Origin of the sequence: Virgibacillus sp. SK37, assembly GCF_000725285.1 — a bacterium.
In the GTDB taxonomy this organism is placed as follows: domain Bacteria; phylum Bacillota; class Bacilli; order Bacillales; family Amphibacillaceae; genus Virgibacillus_Q.
On sequence record NZ_CP007161.1, the window covers coordinates 3,134,489 to 3,155,028 of the forward strand.

Here is a 20,540-nt window from a genome sequence, read left to right on the forward strand (position 1 = left end):
ATCCTCCTATAAATTAATTATGTAATCGAATCTGGCTATTCAGGAAATAGTGGAAAGATCGAATTAGCAAGTTTACACAAATTTCTAAGATTACAATGAATTCCTTGACTAAAATACCTTAGTGATTGCTGCCTATGTGAATACTTTCAATATGTTACTATCTCTTTCTCTATAATAATTGCAGCTTAATCAGAAAATGGGCTGGATTGAGCTATATATTATTTAAACTCAAACCAGCCAAGGATTTGCATAATTTTCAGTTGACCTTTGGGATCTCAATCCCTGTTATCCTAAAGATCTTATCACCAAATTGAAATGGTGAATCGTAACAGGCGTTAAACTTTCCATATATATTATTCATTATTCATTCGTTCACTCAACTCTTTTTTAGCCTTTACAACGGTATTTGGATTTCTAAATAATTCCATTGCTGTTCTGGCCATTGTTTTGCTGCTTACTTGTATACATCTTCTACCAGCGGGAGAATTAGCCAGGTCTCTAAACTGTTCAGTATGATTTGAAATTTTGTAATCAGGGAAAATAGTCACATAGGGATTGCAAATAGGAATAACTCTTGATACATTTCCTAAATCCTCCCCACCGTAATCAAACGGCATACCTTCCATTACAGGTTCGTCAATTGAATTAAGTTCCTTACGGCATACTTCTGACAAGGTTTTATTTGGAATACGCCCAAGATAACCAGGGATAAATTGTATGTCGACTTCACAGCCAGTTGCAATTGCTGCTCCTTCCGCACATTTCCGGACTTTTTCTGTATACTCCTCTAAATCACTAGATTTGAAACAACTAAGAGAACCTTTAACTGAAACATAATCAGGAATTAAGCTAGTTGTCTTTCCACCATCTTCTATAATTCCCGATAAACGCAGATCAGATTTTACATGCTGTCTCAATAAACCTGTGGCAACAAAATATAAATTTGCCGCATTTAAAGCGTTAATCCCTTTAGCTGGGTGAGAAGCTGCATGTGCAGATTGGCCTTTGAATTCAATTTGAATGCTGGTAGATGACATACATTCTCCGGCTAATCTTGTCGTATCGCTTGTTGGATGCATAAACAAAATAGCGTCTATCCCGTCCCAAGCATTTTGCTCAAGTAATTTTATTTTTCCCCCACCTGATTCTTCAGCTGGTGTCCCCATAACCACTAACGTGCCAGGAATTTTTTGCTCTTCCATATATTTTTTTGTTTCTATTGCTGTACCCAGAGCGCTTGCACAAATTAAGTTGTGTCCGCATGCGTGACCAATTTCAGGAAGCGCATCATATTCAGATACTACAGCTAAGGTTAAATCTCCTGGCTTATATTGATAAACTGCTTTATAAGCTGTAGGAAGGCCTCCTAAGTTTTCTTCAACTTTAAATCCATTCTCTCTTAGAAATTCACATTGGATTTGACAAGCTTTTTCTTCCTTGTAACCAAGTTCAGGATTAGAATGAACATACTTAGCAATTTCCCAAAGCTCATCTAATCTAGAATCCAAGTAATCATCGTAATACTTTTTTATCTCTTCCATTTACAAACTACTCCTTTATGTTTGATTTCTTGAATTTTGTATTAGCCAGCCTGTAAAATTCCAAAGAAACCAGTGATTAAGGAAATAACAATAATCCAGCCAATTAGTTTATTGTAATGTTGCCCTACCAATTTGAAATAAAAATAAATTCCAAATACTGCAATGAGTGGTAATATACCCACTAAAATTGAATCTAAAAGGTTCTGTATTATAATTGGTTCCCCATCTTTAATAGGAATCTTTAAAGGTGTTTTTACTTTTATATAAGTTGACGATAGAGCACCCATCATAAACAAACCCAAAATACTGGCACTTTTAATAATGTTGTTAATTAATCCAGATTTCATTAGTTTCATAACTGATTCTTTGCCTAATAAATATCCACTTTTCATCATCCCATATCCTATTAATATAACGGCTAAAGGAAATAGGAATGGAACAAAAGCTCCTATGAAAAGCCCGCTTAATGCGAGAGAAGAGGCTAACGCTAAAATAATTGGCTTTAAGGTTCCCCAAATTAATGTATCTCCAATTCCGGCAATGGGTCCCATCAACCCTGTTTTAAAACCTGTAATAGCTTCTTCAGGAATTGGGTTTTCTTTCTCCTTTGCTCTTTCTTCTTCCATTGACAAAGTAACACCGTGGATAACAGCACCAAAAGTACCCTCTGAGTTATAAAATTGAAGATGGCGTTTTAATGCTTCTTTGTAACCTTGTTCATCATCTTTATAAATTTTCCGTAGACTTTTAGATAGAGCATTACAGAAAGCTAATGCTTGTAGCCGTTCATAAGAGTTACTTACTTCAACCGATAAAAACCATCTAGCATAAGTTCTTCTCAAATCTTTATTTGTCAAAACTCTCTCTTTTAGTTCACTCTTGGAATTCGAGGGCATATTTAAGCAACCTCCTTTTTGTTCATAGAGTTAAACATGATTATGGCCGCGATAGCAAAGCCAAATGCTGCAGCACCCATGATATTTATACCTAGATACGCAACTGCAAAAAAACCAATAAAGAAGTAGGGAATTATATCTCTCTTTCCAATAACTAACAGGATAATAGCAAAGCCAAGAGCAGGAAGAACACCACCAGCAACGCTAAAACCATCAATTATGCCTTGTGGTAATGCATCAATTACAAACGTCACTGCACTAGCCCCAGTTAAAGTTATTAAAAACACAGGAATAAAAGTTATAAAAAATATAGTGATAGTTGGGTAAGTAATCGCACAGTGGAAAATCTTCTTTTCATTCATCACCTCGGCATATTTTTCTGCTTTTGATATCCAGAATGAATTGGAAATTCTCCTTAATTGATCCAATAAAATTCCTAGAATACCGAATGGTACAGCAAGCCCGACAGCAACTTCTATATCCATACCAGTTTGCAATGCAATTGGTATTGCTATAATTCCAGCTAAAGATTGATCGGATGGCATATTCCCACCAGTAAAAATAATTCCTATATAAATAAGTTGTATCGTAGCGCCAATAATCAATCCTTTTTCAAGATCTCCATATACTAACCCTAAAATAAATCCATAAAAAATGGGAGAACCAGTCGCTTGAGTTAATCCATATCCTAGTCGACTAGTACCAATAAAATATAAAAACCCACATAATATTGCTACTAACACAGTTTCCATTATAGATTTCCCTCCCTCAATTAACCTTTAGTTTTTAGAGAGTTATACCGTTGTATAGCCTTTTTCAACTCCATTTTAGATTCGTCTGGAACTTGCTGTAAGTACACATGACAATTATCCTGTGCTAATTCCTGCAGCATTGCACAATCTTTTTCATCAAAGGAAATTGGTCCATATACAGATATCCTTCCTGGTTTACCACCTAACCCACCAATTTGTATATTACTAATTGGCACCCCTTTTTTAATAGTTCTATAAACCGTTTTAACGTCTTTAAATAAAATAAATAATTTACCTTTTCCCATTTCTTCTTTCTCCCAATAATCGATTGCAAAATCAACAGAATAAACATTTACTTCTACATCTGATGGTGCCGCCATTGTATAGATTTCTTTCATAAATTCATCGGCATATAATGAGTCATCGATAATTACAATACGGTTGGCGGATGTCTGTTTAATCCATTTGGTAATTACTTGCCCATGAATCAGTCGAGAATCAATACGGACCATTTCAATCTCAGCCATTTTACTTCCTCCTTTTAATATATTGCTTAATTCTTTTCCATAATAGGGTTCCTGTGTAATGGAAAAATAAATTTTGTTTTTCTATTTGCTACTTATTAATACTAGATTTATTAATTTTTAAATGTTGACAATTCATCAATGCCGCTTCTTTGATTTCATTAACACTCTCGTCTGTAAAGGGGTGATCTTGCCTCATTATAGCTTCAATTAGCATAATTGAACTTAACCCAGACAATATTTTGATGTCGTAATTTTGGCTTAACTTTAATGCAACATTTGATGTTGTTCCTCCAGATATATCAGTAATTATTAGAGAATTACTTGGCATTTCTTTTACTTTACGTTCTACTTTTTCGAGGAAACCTTCTAGTGTGTCTTCAGGATTTAGAGGAATTTCACTTACTCCTTCTATTTGGCCTATTATCATTGTGAGTGTGTCCGCAAGAGTTTCACCCCACCCCCCATGAGTTAATAACAAAATTTCGTGCTTAATAGTTTTATCTATCATGATTACCACCTCCTTAATTTTCTTCAGGAAAATAAAACTACTACTTTTGATTTATTTTTAAATCCCTTAACCTGATAGTTATTCAATTAGTATCAAATTATTCTTAATATATAGATATTATGAAAAAATATTTCTTCATGGATCAAGTTACGTTGTTTTGCAGATTTATTTCATAATTATGATTCTCTAAATAGAAAAAAGGCTTCCCTCCGAAGAGAGAAGCCTCATTATGATGAACCTCATGATTATGTACGTTGATTATAATGATATATCCTTAATATTATCGTTGTTTCTCCTAAAGACATTTTCTATATTATTTCGGTACCTGGGACTCCGAGACATAACTTAAGAATAAAAACCCCTTTGCCTGGTTATATCCTCACGAACAAACTATTTTTCCTCTGTAATTTTCTCGCTCCCTCGCATTGAAAGAACTCTTATACTTTCAAAGCAGTGGGACCCCAGTAGTTTAGCCTAAGTAGGTCATCTTTTCCATATTTATACTAGTACTTGAAATAACCGTTACCATTTTTCCGAGTTACATGGTGACTTATTTTATAACCAATCATTTTGTGTATCTTTCTTCTTCTATTATATACTTGCTGCATCATGAGGTTATTTGTATATGGAGAGATCTTATCAAAGGCTTCTTGGGACTTCATTGCATAGGTTATGAAATTACCGTAAGGTCTTCTATCTATACCTAAATCTGTATAGAGACTATAAATTTGTTTCCGGTATGGTAATTTTTTAGCTTTTTTCTTTGCTTTTGCCTTTTTTGCTTTTTCAATCAGTCTCTTAGCATGTCGATAAAATTTGTATGGGCTTTTTCCGCGCATCTCAACAGTCTTACCATCAAATACGAACCCCAAGTAATCCATTCTAACTGGTATAGATGAATAAAAATCTGTAATCTGGTTTTTATAGTAATAAAAAGCCTTTGTTTTACTACTTTCAATTATCATCCCGTTTACACGGACAACTTCTTCAATGTCTTTAAGAAAATTCTCGAAATGCCTTGAGTCCTTAACATTATCTTCAGGTAGTACGATAATAAAATCATCAGAGTACCTTCTATATATTCCTCCATATTGATGAACCATTCTATTAACCTGTTCATCAAAGTCAATTGCGTAAACATTTGATAAAACAGCACTGGTAGCTGTCCCCTGGGGAATACCTACCTCCAAATTATTTATAGAAGCAGGATAAAGTGACTTGAATTCTCGAAAATATTTAGGTGAAGAAAAATATTTAAATTGTTTTTGTTGCTTCAATTGCTTATCCGTACCGCAGTATTTGTGAATAAGCTTTTGATTATAATAGCTATATTTAGTAACAGACTGAAAGACTTTATACCAGTCTTTGGATAAGTTATTTTCATCTATTCTCAATACCTTACACATACGATCTTTCAATTTCTGATGGTCTATATTATCAAAGTAACCTTTAAAGTCTCCGATCATAATATAACATGATTTTAGGTTATATATTCTATTAATTACCTCTGCGGCATGCTCTATATTACTTTTTCCTTTCTCTTTTTTTAGAGAACGATAAGCAATAGAACTTTCATGTATTGAATGTTCTTTAACCCAATTATTGTAATAATTGTTTAATTCCTCTCCGTAATACTTATAAATAAAGTTGTCTATATGGCTTGCATACATAATCATTCGTTTTTTTGCCTTAATCGGACGACTATCAGGATAATCTTCATTACGGTAATACTTTTCAGTTTTAGTAAAGTATCGAATAAATGGATAAAAACTATGCGAGTGAATATTTACAGAATTCGTCACATAGTCTTTAATCTTCTCATTATAAGTCCGTTTACCATCAAAATGCAGATAGTTTTTGGACTGAAATTGATATGATTTTTTATTATGTATCATGGTGCGGTACCCCTTTAATTATTAGAGCAAAGCAAGTATCAATGCAGTCCTTGAATACTACTTACTCAGCACACCCACTACCAATTGAGCTCTGATAGCGTACAGCCATAGTTCACCATAGCTTATGGCTATTTACAGCTATGGGACATCTGCAAAGTAAACTATTAGAGATTCTTGTTATATTACTATTAGAAGATTGGAGTTGCCTATCAATGGTTGTACTTCTGATTATTATGAACCTTCTGTACAAGGAGCTGGAATTATTGGCAATCATTTCAATCTCCTGTCGCTCAACTTATAATCTTAGTATAAAGATTACTATTAAGATCGATTGGTTGAAACAAGTGACCTTATTACCTACGTAATAAGCAAGTCTACTATAACAGCTTGTGAAAATATTGTCAACATTTGTAATTTTCATATATTAATAGATAGATTTTAATTTAAATAAGTAGGATATCTTTTAACTCGGGAAGTGATAGGCACTCAAACTTCTACTATTAGGAAGAATGTAATGACCTTATCCGCTCTTATATTGATTTCGTTAATAAATTTGAGGATGAAGTTGAACGCCTAAAAGAACAACTAAACATTTTAATTAAAGAAACGGACTATCCCTTAAAACATTGACAGAAATAGATACCGTACTGGCAGCGACACTTATTGCAAAAATCGGTGATATCAATTGTTTTTCAAAAAGCTTAAACTCGCAAAAATACCAAGGATTGCACTTTCAGAAAATAGTTCTGGTGAAAGTTCAAGCCAATATGCTAATATGCTGGACAACCGAGAATTAAACAAGGTATTTTATTTCTTAGCATTAACTCAAATAAGAAAAGAAGCCAATCCCATTATGTACGATTATTTCCAGAAAAAGATTAGAGAAGGACGGAAAAAGAAGCAAGCGATGGCGTATGTGGAGCGGAGATTAGTTAATATCCTATATCGGATTATGAAAGACAAAGCGCCTTATGTGCAGCCAGAACCAAAAGTTGAAAAAGAAGGTGCATGGATTATGGCTTTAGAGCGTCGTTTCCTAGAGTTCGGCTTTACATCTCTAATGGACAACAGAATGTAATTGCTTTTCGAGTGATTGTACTTCACCTTTCATTTATGCAACTGGCTGTTTAACTTATCAGTTTCCGCCGAAGCAAGCCCATATTCAAGAGAATATTCGGCAATTCTTTTCAAATTATAAAGCATCAAAGCAGTGGGGGCTGCCCCTGCTGTTCTTTGGAAGTTTTAGCGAGAGGTGTTAATAGTTAAAGTATTTTCTCTCGTATTAGATTTAGATCTAGGCTATAATAAACCATAAGAACGTACATTCTCTATATTAGGAGGCCTATATGTGTAAAGTTAATACTTACTTATCCCGACTAACTGGTAAGTTATTAGGAGACGGATGTATTACAAAACAACAAGGCAGAAAGCCAAGATTCCAATTTATACACCGAAAAGAGGATCTGCAATGGAGCAATTATTGCTACGAGTCTTTAAGAAACTTTATTCCTCTCAATCCACCTAAATATAAAAAGACTATTGATCCACGGCTCAAAATGGGCATGTCAGAATCCTATATTGTACAGTCAAAAACAAGTACAGCAATCACTAGCCTGGAAAGGTTATGGTATGTAAATAGGGAAAAACGGCTACCATTTGATTTTATTACTTGTTACCTGGATGCGGAAGCTTTGGCATGGTGGTATCAGGATGATGGTCACCTAAAAAAATGCCAGAATATGCCTCAGAAGATTATCCTCTCAACAGACAGCTTTTCTAAGGAAGAAAATGCCTTCTTGCAACACATTCTTCAGGTGAAATTCAATTTATCTTTTAAGATTGACAGACAAAATCGGTTAATTTTATATGACCAAGTACAAATGAACTATTTTTTAAGGTTAGTTGAACCATATATGCAACCATGTATGAAAAGAAAAACACTTGATGGTAATTCACCATCAGAAGAACCAATCTTCCCTAGAAGAACTACAATCTATTTGCCTGAACATATACTTCTCGTGAAACCTACACAGGAAATTAATCACTCGCTTCGTTATACAAATAAAATCATTTCACAACTGGAGAGCCGGGATTCCTATTTGCAATTTTATCAAGCAAATATAAAACATCTGAAACAGCTAAAGGAACTCAGGGGATATCAAATAGTTATTAGTGGTAAGAATGGAAGGAATCTGCAGTTGATTAAACAACTTATTGGTTGGAATCAGAGTCAGGTTGCATATTGGTGTTTTGAAAATGGATGATGCTAGTGCAGTTTTTTAAAGACGAACATCTAAGCAGGAAGATGCGACGGTGGCCTCTCTGCGGTAGCTAATGTAAGAAAGACACAGACCTAAAATATCCTTTTTTCTTCATGGAAACGTATTCTCCATCACCCAGCACTATATGGACAAGACATCAATGCCGATAATCTTACCGGCCTCCACTAATCTTTTAGTAACCTCCACGTCCTCCCTACTCTGGACACTACTGCCGCTGGGATGGTTATGACCTACTAAAATTGAAGCAGCATTACTCAAAATGGTAGGCTTGAAGCATTCCCTTGGATGTACGATGCTTGCATTTAGGCTTCCAATGTGACAAATATTGATGTCTGTTGGCTGATTCTTTGTATCTAAACAAACAACAACAAAGTATTCCCTATCCACGTCTCCTAAGAACTGCTTCAACAATTGGTAACCATCTTCTGGGCTTCGTACACAGCGATTCTTATATAGCATGCTTGATTCCTTCACTAACTTTAGGCTAACGATGTTCACTCGTTTCGCAGATTGTTTTTTCATTTCCACTCCTTTCTCAAGTAGTTCCAATTGTTTAATAGGTTTCATTGCGTATGATTCATGATTTTTTCTCCCCAAAAATAGAAATAGCCCTAATTCCCCGAAAGGAATTAGAGCTTTTGATAAACTTAAACATGATAATAATATATATCTAAATAATAAGTTACTTATAGATTCTCATCAAAATAATGCTTTTCTTTTAACATTCTAATCTCTTTTAATAATTGAGCAGAAAATCCATTGATATGCTTTTTCTCCATTAAGTTTCTTAAATTATAAATCATTGTATCAACTTTGCCATCTGTTATTTCAGAGTAAACTGAGCCTATCGTTACTCCGTTGTCATCAGTGATACCATCAATGACCAAAATCCACTTAAAATTTAACTTATCAATATTGGGTGTAATATATTCTGTTTTAATTGTATATTGATACCCCTCAAACCTTGACTTAAAAGTTATTGGTTTTATTCGGTGTCCCATATTTAAACCTCATTTCAAATGTAAAAAGAGACCCTAGTAAACCTAGAGTCCCTTTTAAATAATCTAAATTAACGAAGAAGCTGTAAAACTCCTTGCGGCTGCTGATTTGCTTGAGCTAACATAGCTTGAGCAGCTTGAGAAAGAATAGAATTCTTCGTTTGGTTCATCATTTCTTTCGCCATCGTGCGAACATTTACTTTCATAAATGACTAGACTATATCTTCACCCACTAGCATTTTAGTTGGGGTCGGGCACTTCGGATTCACAATGCTGATGATACACTGTTTCACCTATGGATTTCATCATCATAGCTTTCGCCTAAGATGGTTTATCCTAGTCGTTGAACCTTCTCCACTCTTTCGAGACAGGAGCTTGGCTGCTGATTGCCCAATCTTTTCTTTTTTCAAACCATCACGCTTGTCGTTTCCAACTACGTTGTGGCAAGAAAAGCTCTAAGGGGTTTCCAGCAATTCACCCGATAATTATCTCTAACCGTTACCAGCTAGGACGACTGTGCTTGTTACTGCTTTTAAGCAGCTAAAGCATAATCTACGTCACGGATACGAGATTCCGCAGCAGTTAGGTTTTCGGAAGATGTACCTAAGTTGTTGATTGTGTGGTCTAAACGGTTTTGGTATGCACCCAGTTTAGAACGTTCAGCAGAAACTTGTTCAATTGCATTATTAATAGTTTCAATAGCTTTAGCTGCACTTTCGTGTGAAGTAACATCGAGTGCGGCTTCAACTGAATTATTGTCTGTTCCGTTTGTTACATTAAGTGAATCACTGAATCCATCTTCGCCAGCTTTACCTGTTAACCCTAGTGCATCTGCACGCATATCACCAATCTCAATTGTCATCGATTGCCCCTTATTAGCACCAACTTGAAAAGTAGCTGTAAAGTCCTTTTTCTCAGTACCATCTTTAATTTCTAAAGTAGCTTCTTCACCTTTTACGGTAGTTGTAGCAGTTAATGTACCAGCCCCATCGGATGTAAGTTCTACTCCATCTAATTTTTTACCAATTTGTGTTGCGATAGTGTCAGCTAGTGCTGTTTCTGAATTATCCGCAGTGGTTTCTTCAAGTACCCTAGAGATATCAACGCCGACTGCTTCTCCCTTATAGGTACCATCATTTTGATTATAGAATTCAACCTCTTGCCCATTAATTTCGAATCCTTTACCAACCAAATCTTTAATAGCATCTGTTAAGTCACTACCTGTTTTAGAGCCAAATGCTGATGTGAAATCAATATCTTCTGTTGCAGCAGTATTACTAGTTGTTCCGACTCCAGCTGTTGCAGTAATGGTACCAGTTCCAGTTGCTTCAGAAATTGAGCCTTTATTACCATCAAAGTTACCATTAGCTACAGCTGCAATTGTTACAGAGCCATCTCCCTCGTCATTAACCGTAAACTGACCTTTTAAAGTTTCGTCTGCCTCGATTGCAGCAGTTAATTTGTCCGCAAGTAACGTTCCAGATTTTATAACTCCATCTCCAGTGTTACCGACTTCAGCCGCATCAATTGCTGTTTCATCGGCACCAGTAAATGCAACTTCTATATTCTTCCCACCAATAGTTAATGAAACAGTTTCACCTTCATTCGCATCAGCACCAACTGTAATTACAGCAGAAGCCTGAGTTAGAGATGAGTTACCCGTATCTTTGGCATTAGCTACAATACCTGTTTTCTCTAAATCAACACTACCGTCACCTTTTAGTAATGATTGAGTATTAAATTCAGTGGTATTACCAATACGATTAGTTTCAGAAGTTAATTGGTTAATTTCCTTTTGAATTTCATTACGGTCTGTTTCAGTGTTAGTATCGTTTGAGGCTTGCGTTGCAAGTTCACGCATACGTTGTAGTATATCATGTGTTTCATTTAATGCTCCTTCAGCAGTTTGAAGCATACTTACACCATCCTGCGAGTTTTTAGCCGCCATATCCAGACCACGAATTTGTCCTCTCATTTTTTCTGAGATAGCTAGACCAGCAGCGTCATCACCTGCTTTATTAATACGAAGACCTGAAGCTAACTTCTCCATTGAACTTGACTGAGCATTTGATGCACTATTCAACTGACGATATGTGTTCAATGCTGCGATATTGTGATTAATTCTCATTTTTCCTTACCTCCATGTTTTGTTTTTTAACAAGTCACATCCATTTGACCTGTTACATATAATAGCTCCATTAATTGGAGTTACTACCGTTGTGTAGCTGCCCACGAACAATTTGAAATTCCCGTGGAGCATTGATACGTAATTAGGTAAAGTTTCCGAGTTTGTCTTCTCGCTTTACCACTTCAATCTCAATCTTTCTTCCTTGAGCATCTATCATATATACCTTTTCACCAGGCTTTCTACCAAGTGTAAGTCCCATAGATATCATCCTTCTTGATGCTTATATTACTTATATCGGACGAGCTATAAGTAATGTTTAGTAATTTAACAAAAAAATTCTAGAAATAGTTTAAATCTTTTTTGCTACTTCAATTTAGTAGTTTTTGCACTCAAAAACACACAATCCGTAACCAAACTATATGACATAACCAAATAATAACTCATTCCGTGTGAATACCCTATTCCTCACACATTTTGTGGTATTTTTTAGGCGTGCAGGAAGAGGTGTTTGTTATGAAGGGACTTGGGCAGCGGTTGGAGAATCTTCGTGAGCGTTCTGATTATAAGCAAAAGGAAATTAGTGCGTTATTAGGCTTCACTACCAATGTATACGGAATGTATGAAAGGGAAGAAAGGGCCCCTTCCTTAGATACGCTCGTGGAGCTTGCTGACTTCTTTCATGTATCGGTGGACTATCTCCTTCGCGGGAAGGAATTTGATCCATCAGAGGAACTTCCAACTGAGATGTTAGATCTCAAGCGCCTACTAAAAATCTACAGAAAAAAAGGCATAAAAAAACCAAGTATATTACGTGTAGAAGATTTTACTTCCCTATCCGCAAGTGACTTGGCCTTTTTGGATAATATCATTAAATTGTACCTCGAAAAGGATAACGATCAGTAAAAATAGCCAGGGACGTTGACCATACATACGTCCTTCGAATTAACCTCACATCCCCACCCGCTATCAAGTACTGCATTCCTCCCCCCCTCATCACCTACCTATCATGCAACTACCCACAAAGGAGCACCCCCATGAACAAACCTTTCACATTTGAACAGATCTACCAGCAAAACAAGCGTCGGATTCATTACCAGATCCACCGACTGAACATTCATGATCCACATCAAGATTTCTTTCAGATAGGACTTACCGCCATGTGGCATGCTTATGAAAAATATGATCCCGATAGAGGCCCGATGGCGACTTATTTCAATTACACGATTCGTCACCGTCTTTTGGATGAACTCCGTAAGCAAAAACGAGAGCAAGACAGGCAGCAACCACTTTCAATCCCCCCACTCCATCAGGATCCCCATACACCTTGCCCAACTTCAACACTTACCGATCTTCTACTCGACAATCATCAATTATGTAAAAAACTAAAAAGCCACTTAACCGAAAAACAATGGAAATGGCTAAAGTATGCCATCCTGGAGGACATGACGTATAAGGACATAGCTATACAGGAAAACACCACAACAGAAGCTGTAAAAAGTTGGGGGAAACAAGCGCGGAAAAAGCTGTGCACTCCTGCTATTTATCAATTATTAAAAGAGGGATAATTCACCTTTCCGGGAAGACTCGCCTCTTCCCGGGTTACCAATCAATTAATCTGAAGAGGAGTTTTTATGATGAACTATATGAAAGAAATCAATGCCTTCCATACCCAAAATATGTTTGATCCGCTATCAGGCTCAGCTGTTGCCCTATGGTCTGTGCTCATGCACGTAAATAATTTATGTGGTTGGAAAAAGGAATTCACTGTAGCCGCAACACAGCTCCAGGCAATGGCAGGATTGAAATCTACGACATTTAAAGCAGCCCGAAAAGAACTACAGGAAAAAGGCCGAATTATTGTAACAAGCCGTGGAGCAAATCGTGCTGCCATGTATCAAATGATTTCTCAGCAGATGGACTATACACACTGGGACATAAGAGAACCAGAGGAAACTATACATAAAACAAAACCCATTCCGGCATCTACAACAACGTACAGTGGAGCAGATCAACTATCCAACATAGAAGCAAGAGCTCACACGCCCAAAAAAAACATCCCACCCAACAACCCAGCCGCCTTCACAAACAGCCACATTGCCGACCAATGTAGCAACCACATCACTGACCACCCGACCTTCCTCACGAGTGACCACACTCCCGACCCATTCTTTAAACAAGACAGTGGGAAACAAAAACTAGACAATACAACTACTACAACAGACGCGATCCGTTTCTACCAGGAAAACTTCGGCATCCCCAGTCCGTTTATTATGGAAGACATCCTTATTTGGGCGAAGGACGTCAGCGAACCACTTGTTCTGCATGCTATGAAACTGGCATTGGAGCAGGATAAACCAACTTGGCGTTATGTAAAAGGAATATTGCAAGCATGGACGAAGAAAGACATTAACTCAGTGGACGCAGCTATAAACGAGGAGCAAGCATATCGAAACAAGCAACACACTTTTATGACTTCCAGAATGCAACCCACCACAGAAGTGCTTCTGATTGGTTTGTAGAACAAAAGCAACTGGAAGCAAAGCGAAAAGCAGAAACGAGCGCTGCAACTCCAAAAAAAGACCCCGCTGAAGAACAGCGGGAACTGGAAGCATTGCTGGCGAAGTATGCTGGGAGTGTAACGTAGGAAAGAGGAAAATAATAGTATTTTAAAAGCAACCAGGTATGAGACCAACTTCTTCACCTGGCAGTTGTCTATTCACATGGAAATATTCCACCTGTTAAGTGGCGAGAATTGGCTCCATAACTTAAAATATTTTGTTCGTATTGACTCATTTAAACACATTTTTTACCTTTCCAGTGTAACGAGGGGAATTTAGCAGTTAAGGAGCCCATACAAAATATCATTATCCATTCATTTCTTCAAAAAATTTATCTAACCGTTCCATTGCTAATTTATATGCCTTCTCTTTATCTCTCGGCCCTATTGCTATAATCTCCATAAGGATTGGTTCATCCTCAACTGGTCGATAAACAATTCTTATATTTAAAGATTTGGACTTGATTCTTGCGAAACCATTTAAATTAACATGAAGAGATTCCGCTAAACCATTAGGCTTGAATAGAGGCCCTTTTTTTGCCCTACGTAAAATTTCTAATAAAATTTCCTGTCTTTTTCCTTTATTAACTGACTTAAGATCTTTTCTAACTGCTTCTGTAAATTTTACTTCAACATTATATTTCTCAAGGATTATCCCCTGCAGGTCTTTTAAAGTCTTCATTATTTGTTACTCTTCTTCTAGCTGATGTAATAGGGATTCAATATTAATATCCTCTTCGTCAAATACATCTGCCAATGATAAATTAGCCTCATCATTTACACGTTCACTAGCTTCTTGCAAAACAATCTGATCAACTGCCTGTTCCACTTCTTCTTTTATCGTTAGCAGCTTTTCAAAATATTCAAGATCTACGATTACTGCTTGTGCATTCTTTTTCTTTCCATTTTGAATGACAAAAACTTCATCTGTCATTTCCCCTGAGTATAAATCCAGTATTTCAGTTAATTTTTTCTGGCGCGTTATATCGGTCACACTATAAACATTCTTCCGTAAAAAGTCTAACATATTCGTGTTAACCCTTGGATGTCCTTCTTTAGACATTACATTCACACCCACTTTCATCATCCCTTTCTTTATTATATGTTAAATTCCTTCATTTTTATACTCATTATACACAATTTGGTTGTATTTTGGAACACATTTTATTACACGTTTTATTACACACAATATTGGACAATAGGCTATTGAACTTGACCCTAGCTACCTACATGGAAGTATCCCATCAAGGGGTAGCAAGAACTGGCTCCACATCCATGAAGCAAATACAAAGTAATCCGAGGTAGCCTGAAGCAATTAAGTTTGCAGATACAAATTACGGCCCTCCCCATCTGTCGTTCCATCAATAATAAACGGAGTGTCCAGTGCCTTGGATATTTTCAGTAAAGTTTCTACTTTGGGACTGGTTATACCTGCTTCTATTCTGCCTATAGTAGATTTTGGAACACCAGCTAAATTTGCGAGTTCCTGTTGAGACATTTTTAGTTTTTGGCGATTTGTTTTAATTTGTGCAGCTATTACCCCTTCCAATTGAAGGCCTTGTACATGATCTTCTCCACGAATCATAGAATGTTTTTTAAAAAATTCACTCATAAACTTCATCCCCATTCGAATTTAATATAAATTGGGATCTTCGATGCAATAGTCTTCATAATGCAATTCAGCAGATATTAGGTCCTTACGCTTAATAAGTCCGTTATATCTTTTGTCAAAGTGGTGAAGAAGAATAACCTTATGGAAATTGCATAAATGATACGATTATTTGTGAGGAATTAAAAAAGTAGGAAAAGAAAAGGTGCATTATCGCGAGATCATAAGAGCCTTTATATTCAAAAAATGATTAAACAAAAGGAAAGGAATAACAACTATGCTCTTGTTATAATTCCTTTCCTTAATGGTAAAAGTAGATTTACTTTTCTCCGCACCTGGCTGATTACAATAACCAGTTAAATATGGAGAATCCAATCCTAGTTGGCATTTATTATAAGTTCTTTAATTTTTAACCTGTTCATGTGAAATTATTTTATTACTCAAATATCCTGAGGTATTGGGTTTACGCATATCCGGGACATTGTTTTCTTCGATTTCGAATCCATTCTTGCGCATTTCTTTTATAAAATCCTGACGCTCTTGTTTATTAAAGTAACGTACCAAGCCAGTATTATAATCCACCACTACTACCCCCTTCAACTTTATTATATAATAATTTACGTTCCCTTAGCAATGTTTCAAATTGCCATTCCGTATCAGTTACAATTTTATTAAAGTCAGTTTTACTAATCCCTTCATCAATTTGCAAGGTCAATAAGTACAAATGATTAACTCCATCTTTCCCTTTCCTAATCATACACGTATATATCCTATTTGTCTTTCGGCTTAAAGATCCTGTGTAACTAAAATGGTAAGGATCTGGATCTGTAAAAAAGTCATGGCTAATTATTGCTCTTGCTATTCCGGTCCGTTTATATGAATGCAATTCTTTTTCCATACTTTCACTATTTAAATAGCCTTTTGTTGTAGATTGAGCCATTCTACTTGAATAATCAATTGCAACCTGAAGCAAAGAGAATTTCATTACATCTTTTTCGGTAATATTTGTTTTACTAAGCATATCAAGTTCATTTCTCCAACGATATATATATTTGACCAGTTTTTTTGGTTTCGGCTTTTGTATCGCACGTTCTAACCTTCTTAACTCGCCCTTATCGTAAATGTATTTTGCTTTAATTAAAGCATTAATTTCTTCATCCTCGTCAATAACCCCTTGACGATAATTTAGTTTTACAACTGTTTTCAGCGGTGAAGTCTTCGAAACGGAATACTCATACACTTGAACTGCAGGAACATATTCCTTTTGCTGAACAAATATCTTAAGTGTCTCCTCTTGAATTTTCTTATATCTAAATTGACTTAACTCGTTATATTCCGATGTTAAACTTAAGTAGCCTCGTTCTATGACTTTTTCCAGTTCATTTATTTTACCGTTCTTTTCATTCAAATACTGTTTAACCCAATAGATTGCACCCATTGAAAATAGTATAAATCCCGCAAACACGTAATTTGCTGGAAAGGTCGTTTTACTTGGCCCTTGAAATATAGGGCTTATTATGGACAGTACAACTGGTGTAATAAAAATAAATGTATTAATTATTTTCTTCCCCATAAACTACCTCACCTTTATTATTTTCGCTAGTAATATTCTTTTCCACATACTCCCGATACTTCCTCCGCTTCTCCCATTCTTCCCCAGAAAAATGATCGAGGATGGCCTCCATGTAAAGTTTTCCATGGCGGATAGTATGCAAGTAATATCTATAACTGCTCCATGGATAGCTTTCTGCCTTTTGCACCATTTCTGCTTCCAGGGGATTGCAATGGATGTAGCGACTAACCTCCAGCACTCCGGCTGACGAATCAATGATCTTGTCATAATATCGTTTCTCGAAAACATGTCCGGTAAGCCGGTACTTTGTATTATAATAATCGGCATACCGTTTATTTATAAGGGACATTACTTTGGAAAGAGGCTGCTCGGTAGATCGGATCTGTAGATGAAAATGATTTGTCATGAGGCAGTAGGTAACTAGCTCAAAAGGGGCCTTTTTATGAACCTGATCGAGGATGTAGAGGAATGTTTTGAAATCGCCCGTATCTTTAAAGAGAGCATCCCTTCGGTTTCCGCGACAGACTACGTGGTAATACGCACGAGGGATCCATATCCGTTTCTTCCTGGCCAACGTTATTTCACCATTCCTTTCCCAGCTTTTCGATGATCATTCCTTCTGATATTTACTGCTTCCCATAAAGCTTCATTGGAGATCCCTTCTTCCCCGTTTAAATCAGAAATCGTACGGGCAAGCCTTATGATTTTCACCTGTACCCTTGTACTCCAATGTTGCTCACTCGCCCATTGGCGCAGCATGTGCTGTTGGGTTTCAGAGAGCACACTACAACGCATTAACTGTTCATTCGATACGACGGCATTATGTACTTCTCCTCCATAGCGCTTATACTGAATTTCCCTTGCCTGATACACGCGTTCTCGTATCTCGGCGGAATACTCATTTGCTCCTCTACTTTCCCTATCGAGCGAAACATTCCCCAACTTCAGGATAATATCCATCCGATCCTCCACAGGACCCGATACCCGGTTGGTATATGCATTAACTTGTTTGGGTGAACATGTACAATAGTAATGTCTCGAACCAAAGTAGCCACATGGGCAAGGATTCATTGCTGCAATTAAAAGGAAATCAGCAGGGTAGGTCACGGTGGATGCAGCACGACTTATTGTTACTTTCCCACTTTCCATCGGTTGGCGAAGCATGTCTAGCGTACGCTTGGGGAATTCCGCCATCTCATCGAGAAAAAGTATCCCACGATGAGCAAGTGTTACTTCACCCGGTTTGGGGTTCGTACCTCCTCCAACTAGAGAAACGGCGGAAGCTGGATGATGCGGATTTTGAAATGGGGGTATCTTATAATTGGAATAGCTGATGCCTGCCAATTGATAAATGCTCATTACATCATACTGGCTTTCCTGTTTTAATGGTGGAAGAATAGATGGAAATGTTTCAGCTAACAAACTCTTCCCGCAACCTGGAGGTCCAATCATTAACACATTGTGCGCTCCCGCTGCGGCAATTTCAAGCGCCCTTTTGGCATGAGCATGTCCAAGGACGTCTTTGAAGTCTTTATCGTAGAGGATTTCATCATCAGAAGTTTCTGAGGGGTTAGGTAGAGTAAAGGCAGAGGTTAGGCTCAATTGTCCTGAAAAAGATTCAACCACTTCCTGAAGTGTTTCTACAAAGCGAAGCTCCATTCCTTCCACCCTAGTCAGTGGGAAATCTGCCATCTTAGGTAAATAAAGAATCTTCACTTTTTCCTTCTTCGCAGCAAGAATGGCTGGTAACATCCCGTCAACAGACTTAATACTGCCATCTAGAGATAAAACACCTAAATAGGCAGCATCTTTTGGAAGCGGGTACCTAATATCACCAGCTTCTTTCATGATTCCAATTGCCATTGCTAAATCAAAAATCGGACTGTTTTTCTTTTGCTCTGCAGGCGATAAATGAACAATAACCTTTTTATCAGGAATCTGGCAATCATTTGCATACAATGCCGCCATCACACGGTCCTTGGATTCCTTCACTGCAGCATTGGGAAGCCCTATAATACTTACACTTTTCATGCCTGGCAGCAACTGTACTTCCACCTGAACAAGATAGCCTTCCATCCCCTTCAAACCAACACTTAACGCAATCGTTGCCATAAGCATCACCCTTTCTGCAATATTCTAATTATTATGTGGTTGTACATAAGATATATCAATTCAGAAAGAAAGTCAAGAACATTTGTTCGTTCGATTCGAATAAAAAAAAGCAATCCACTTTTTGCGAGATAGCAAAAAAGAAAGCTGAGATACGAAGGTCAGATGATTCATTTCTTTTGTTCGAAAAACCTGTCTGAAATAAAAGAGAGGAACAGTAGAAGCCAAGCCAGAAAATTAATGCGTGCCAAAGTCATATGCTTTAACTTTATTAGCCCCTTTCCCCAAACTACAACGATCCTTTGACGATACCCGGGAAGTGACTGGCATCCAAACAACGATTTAGCGCTTATCTTACAACGGTCCCTCACGCAACCTCTTCCTTGCTTGCCTTCCCCAGCTCTTGACCGCATCATCACTTACACCTTCTTGTTCAGCAATCTCCTTAATGGACATCCCTTCACCAATATAAAAACGCAACCACTTATTTTGATTATCTGAAAATGAATCTGTCCGTCCCTGGATGTAATTATAAACCGGTGAATCTTCCGCAACCATCATTGAACTAGCGTTTTCCATACATCCGTAATAATCTGTCTCCTCCAGTTTGTTCATCAACTGTTGGCTACTAACTCGCTCGTTATTTTCTTGTCTTTTCTGCTTTCGTAATTCATCAATCAACCGGTTTCGAATTATGAAGTTGAAGTATGTTGCAAGTGGCCCTTTATCAGGATGATAACTCTCATACGCACGCCACATTGCAACCAAGCCTTCGTTAAAATATTCCTTGTAAGGATCGTATAAGTTTAGTTTATGAATATGATAGTGAATACGACGCTCATTTTGTTTCACAATTTCTTCAAAAGTCAAACGCTCTCTCATCTACATTGGCCTCCAGCTACGTTCTATAATAAAATTATATTAATTAAATTATAGATCATACGTTCGATAAAAGGAAGCTATTCATGAAAGATTCATTCGACAAAATATTACATCATTCGAGGAGTGACACCAGGCACCCAAACCTAAAGCAAAAAATTATCTGAAAGAGATACGCACAAGAAAAGCCAAAAAACTTGGTAATACCAGCTTTTCTTAAATGTTTGAACACGTTTAATTCCTTAAAGGTAGAAGCTAATTCATTTGGTAGTTGCTTGTCTTGGTT

General features: G+C 36.9%; 21 protein-coding genes and 2 pseudogenes. 5 read left to right on the forward strand and 18 right to left on the reverse strand.

The window, feature by feature from the left end:
- Positions 1–353: 353 nt before the first annotated feature.
- The 6 genes from X953_RS15605 to X953_RS15630 all read right to left on the reverse strand — a co-directional run bounded on the left by X953_RS15605 (position 354) and on the right by X953_RS15630 (position 6,119).
- A complete protein-coding gene (locus tag X953_RS15605; protein ID WP_040956404.1) occupies positions 354–1,541 on the reverse strand; it encodes a M20 family metallopeptidase in 1,188 nt (395 codons plus the stop codon).
- Positions 1,542–1,582: 41 nt separating this feature from the next.
- Positions 1,583–2,398 carry a PTS system mannose/fructose/sorbose family transporter subunit IID gene (locus tag X953_RS15610; protein WP_232217745.1) on the reverse strand — a complete coding sequence of 272 codons (816 nt, stop codon included), beginning with the start codon at positions 2,396–2,398 and terminating at the stop codon, positions 1,583–1,585.
- Positions 2,399–2,439: 41 nt separating this feature from the next.
- Positions 2,440–3,189, reverse strand: coding sequence for a PTS sugar transporter subunit IIC (locus tag X953_RS15615; protein ID WP_040956406.1), 750 nt, complete (start codon positions 3,187–3,189; stop codon positions 2,440–2,442).
- Positions 3,190–3,209: 20 nt separating this feature from the next.
- On the reverse strand, positions 3,210–3,716 hold the full coding sequence (locus tag X953_RS15620; RefSeq protein WP_040956407.1) for a PTS sugar transporter subunit IIB: 507 nt from the start codon (positions 3,714–3,716) through the stop codon (positions 3,210–3,212).
- Between the two features lie 88 nt (positions 3,717–3,804).
- On the reverse strand, positions 3,805–4,224 hold the full coding sequence (locus X953_RS15625) for a PTS sugar transporter subunit IIA (protein WP_040956408.1): 420 nt from the start codon (positions 4,222–4,224) through the stop codon (positions 3,805–3,807).
- A 503-nt stretch (positions 4,225–4,727) separates the two neighbouring features.
- Positions 4,728–6,119, reverse strand: a complete 1,392-nt coding sequence (locus X953_RS15630) for a reverse transcriptase domain-containing protein (RefSeq protein WP_040956409.1) — start codon at positions 6,117–6,119, stop codon at positions 4,728–4,730.
- A gap of 685 nt (positions 6,120–6,804) precedes the next feature.
- Here X953_RS15630 and X953_RS15635 point away from each other — a divergent pair.
- Entirely contained in the window at positions 6,805–7,197 is a 393-nt protein-coding gene (locus X953_RS15635) for a hypothetical protein (protein WP_040956410.1), read from the forward strand.
- 268 nt (positions 7,198–7,465) lie between these two features.
- Positions 7,466–8,383 carry a hypothetical protein gene (locus tag X953_RS15640; RefSeq protein ID WP_040956411.1) on the forward strand — a complete coding sequence of 306 codons (918 nt, stop codon included), beginning with the start codon at positions 7,466–7,468 and terminating at the stop codon, positions 8,381–8,383.
- A 67-nt stretch (positions 8,384–8,450) separates the two neighbouring features.
- On the opposite strand, the pseudogene X953_RS15645 reads toward X953_RS15640, so the two are convergent.
- The 4 genes and pseudogenes from X953_RS15645 to X953_RS20445 form a co-directional block, all read right to left on the reverse strand.
- Positions 8,451–8,923 (reverse strand): annotated as a pseudogene (locus X953_RS15645) (JAB domain-containing protein).
- Between the two features lie 164 nt (positions 8,924–9,087).
- On the reverse strand, positions 9,088–9,402 hold the full coding sequence (locus X953_RS15650; RefSeq protein ID WP_040956412.1) for a hypothetical protein: 315 nt from the start codon (positions 9,400–9,402) through the stop codon (positions 9,088–9,090).
- A 68-nt stretch (positions 9,403–9,470) separates the two neighbouring features.
- Positions 9,471–9,584, reverse strand: a pseudogene (locus X953_RS15655) (flagellin); the annotation flags it as partial.
- Positions 9,585–9,931: 347 nt separating this feature from the next.
- Positions 9,932–11,527 carry a flagellin gene (locus tag X953_RS20445; protein ID WP_040956413.1) on the reverse strand — a complete coding sequence of 532 codons (1,596 nt, stop codon included), beginning with the start codon at positions 11,525–11,527 and terminating at the stop codon, positions 9,932–9,934.
- A gap of 513 nt (positions 11,528–12,040) precedes the next feature.
- Here X953_RS20445 and X953_RS19205 point away from each other — a divergent pair.
- The 3 genes from X953_RS19205 to X953_RS19210 all read left to right on the forward strand — a co-directional run bounded on the left by X953_RS19205 (position 12,041) and on the right by X953_RS19210 (position 14,046).
- The gene (locus X953_RS19205; RefSeq protein ID WP_052350165.1) at positions 12,041–12,430 is read left to right on the forward strand and encodes a helix-turn-helix domain-containing protein; all 390 of its coding nucleotides are present in this window, start codon (positions 12,041–12,043) and stop codon (positions 12,428–12,430) included.
- Between the two features lie 131 nt (positions 12,431–12,561).
- The gene (locus tag X953_RS15670) at positions 12,562–13,092 is read left to right on the forward strand and encodes a sigma-70 family RNA polymerase sigma factor (RefSeq protein WP_040956414.1); all 531 of its coding nucleotides are present in this window, start codon (positions 12,562–12,564) and stop codon (positions 13,090–13,092) included.
- Between the two features lie 66 nt (positions 13,093–13,158).
- Positions 13,159–14,046 (forward strand): DnaD domain-containing protein, encoded by an 888-nt coding sequence (locus tag X953_RS19210; protein ID WP_084715723.1) that lies wholly within the window; start codon positions 13,159–13,161, stop codon positions 14,044–14,046.
- A gap of 345 nt (positions 14,047–14,391) precedes the next feature.
- Here X953_RS19210 and X953_RS15680 read toward each other — a convergent pair whose 3' ends face one another.
- The 8 genes from X953_RS15680 to X953_RS15715 all read right to left on the reverse strand — a co-directional run bounded on the left by X953_RS15680 (position 14,392) and on the right by X953_RS15715 (position 20,257).
- Complete coding sequence (locus tag X953_RS15680) at positions 14,392–14,766, reverse strand: type II toxin-antitoxin system RelE/ParE family toxin (protein WP_040956415.1); 375 nt, start codon at positions 14,764–14,766, stop codon at positions 14,392–14,394.
- A 6-nt stretch (positions 14,767–14,772) separates the two neighbouring features.
- Positions 14,773–15,147 (reverse strand): hypothetical protein, encoded by a 375-nt coding sequence (locus X953_RS15685; protein ID WP_232217746.1) that lies wholly within the window; start codon positions 15,145–15,147, stop codon positions 14,773–14,775.
- Positions 15,148–15,399: 252 nt separating this feature from the next.
- Positions 15,400–15,696, reverse strand: coding sequence for a helix-turn-helix domain-containing protein (locus X953_RS15690; RefSeq protein ID WP_040956417.1), 297 nt, complete (start codon positions 15,694–15,696; stop codon positions 15,400–15,402).
- A 399-nt stretch (positions 15,697–16,095) separates the two neighbouring features.
- Positions 16,096–16,275, reverse strand: a complete 180-nt coding sequence (locus tag X953_RS15695) for a hypothetical protein (RefSeq protein ID WP_040956418.1) — start codon at positions 16,273–16,275, stop codon at positions 16,096–16,098.
- Positions 16,265–17,266: a hypothetical protein gene (locus tag X953_RS15700; protein WP_040956419.1), complete on the reverse strand. Its 1,002-nt coding sequence runs from the start codon at positions 17,264–17,266 to the stop codon at positions 16,265–16,267. Before X953_RS15700 ends, X953_RS15695 begins: the two co-directional genes overlap by 11 nt.
- On the reverse strand, positions 17,247–17,840 hold the full coding sequence (locus X953_RS15705; protein ID WP_052350167.1) for a transposase: 594 nt from the start codon (positions 17,838–17,840) through the stop codon (positions 17,247–17,249). Before X953_RS15705 ends, X953_RS15700 begins: the two co-directional genes overlap by 20 nt.
- Positions 17,841–17,842: 2 nt before the next feature.
- Positions 17,843–19,378 carry a YifB family Mg chelatase-like AAA ATPase gene (locus tag X953_RS15710; protein ID WP_040956420.1) on the reverse strand — a complete coding sequence of 512 codons (1,536 nt, stop codon included), beginning with the start codon at positions 19,376–19,378 and terminating at the stop codon, positions 17,843–17,845.
- Positions 19,379–19,729: 351 nt separating this feature from the next.
- Entirely contained in the window at positions 19,730–20,257 is a 528-nt protein-coding gene (locus X953_RS15715) for a sigma-70 family RNA polymerase sigma factor (RefSeq protein ID WP_040956421.1), read from the reverse strand.
- Between the last annotated feature and the right edge of the window lie 283 nt (positions 20,258–20,540).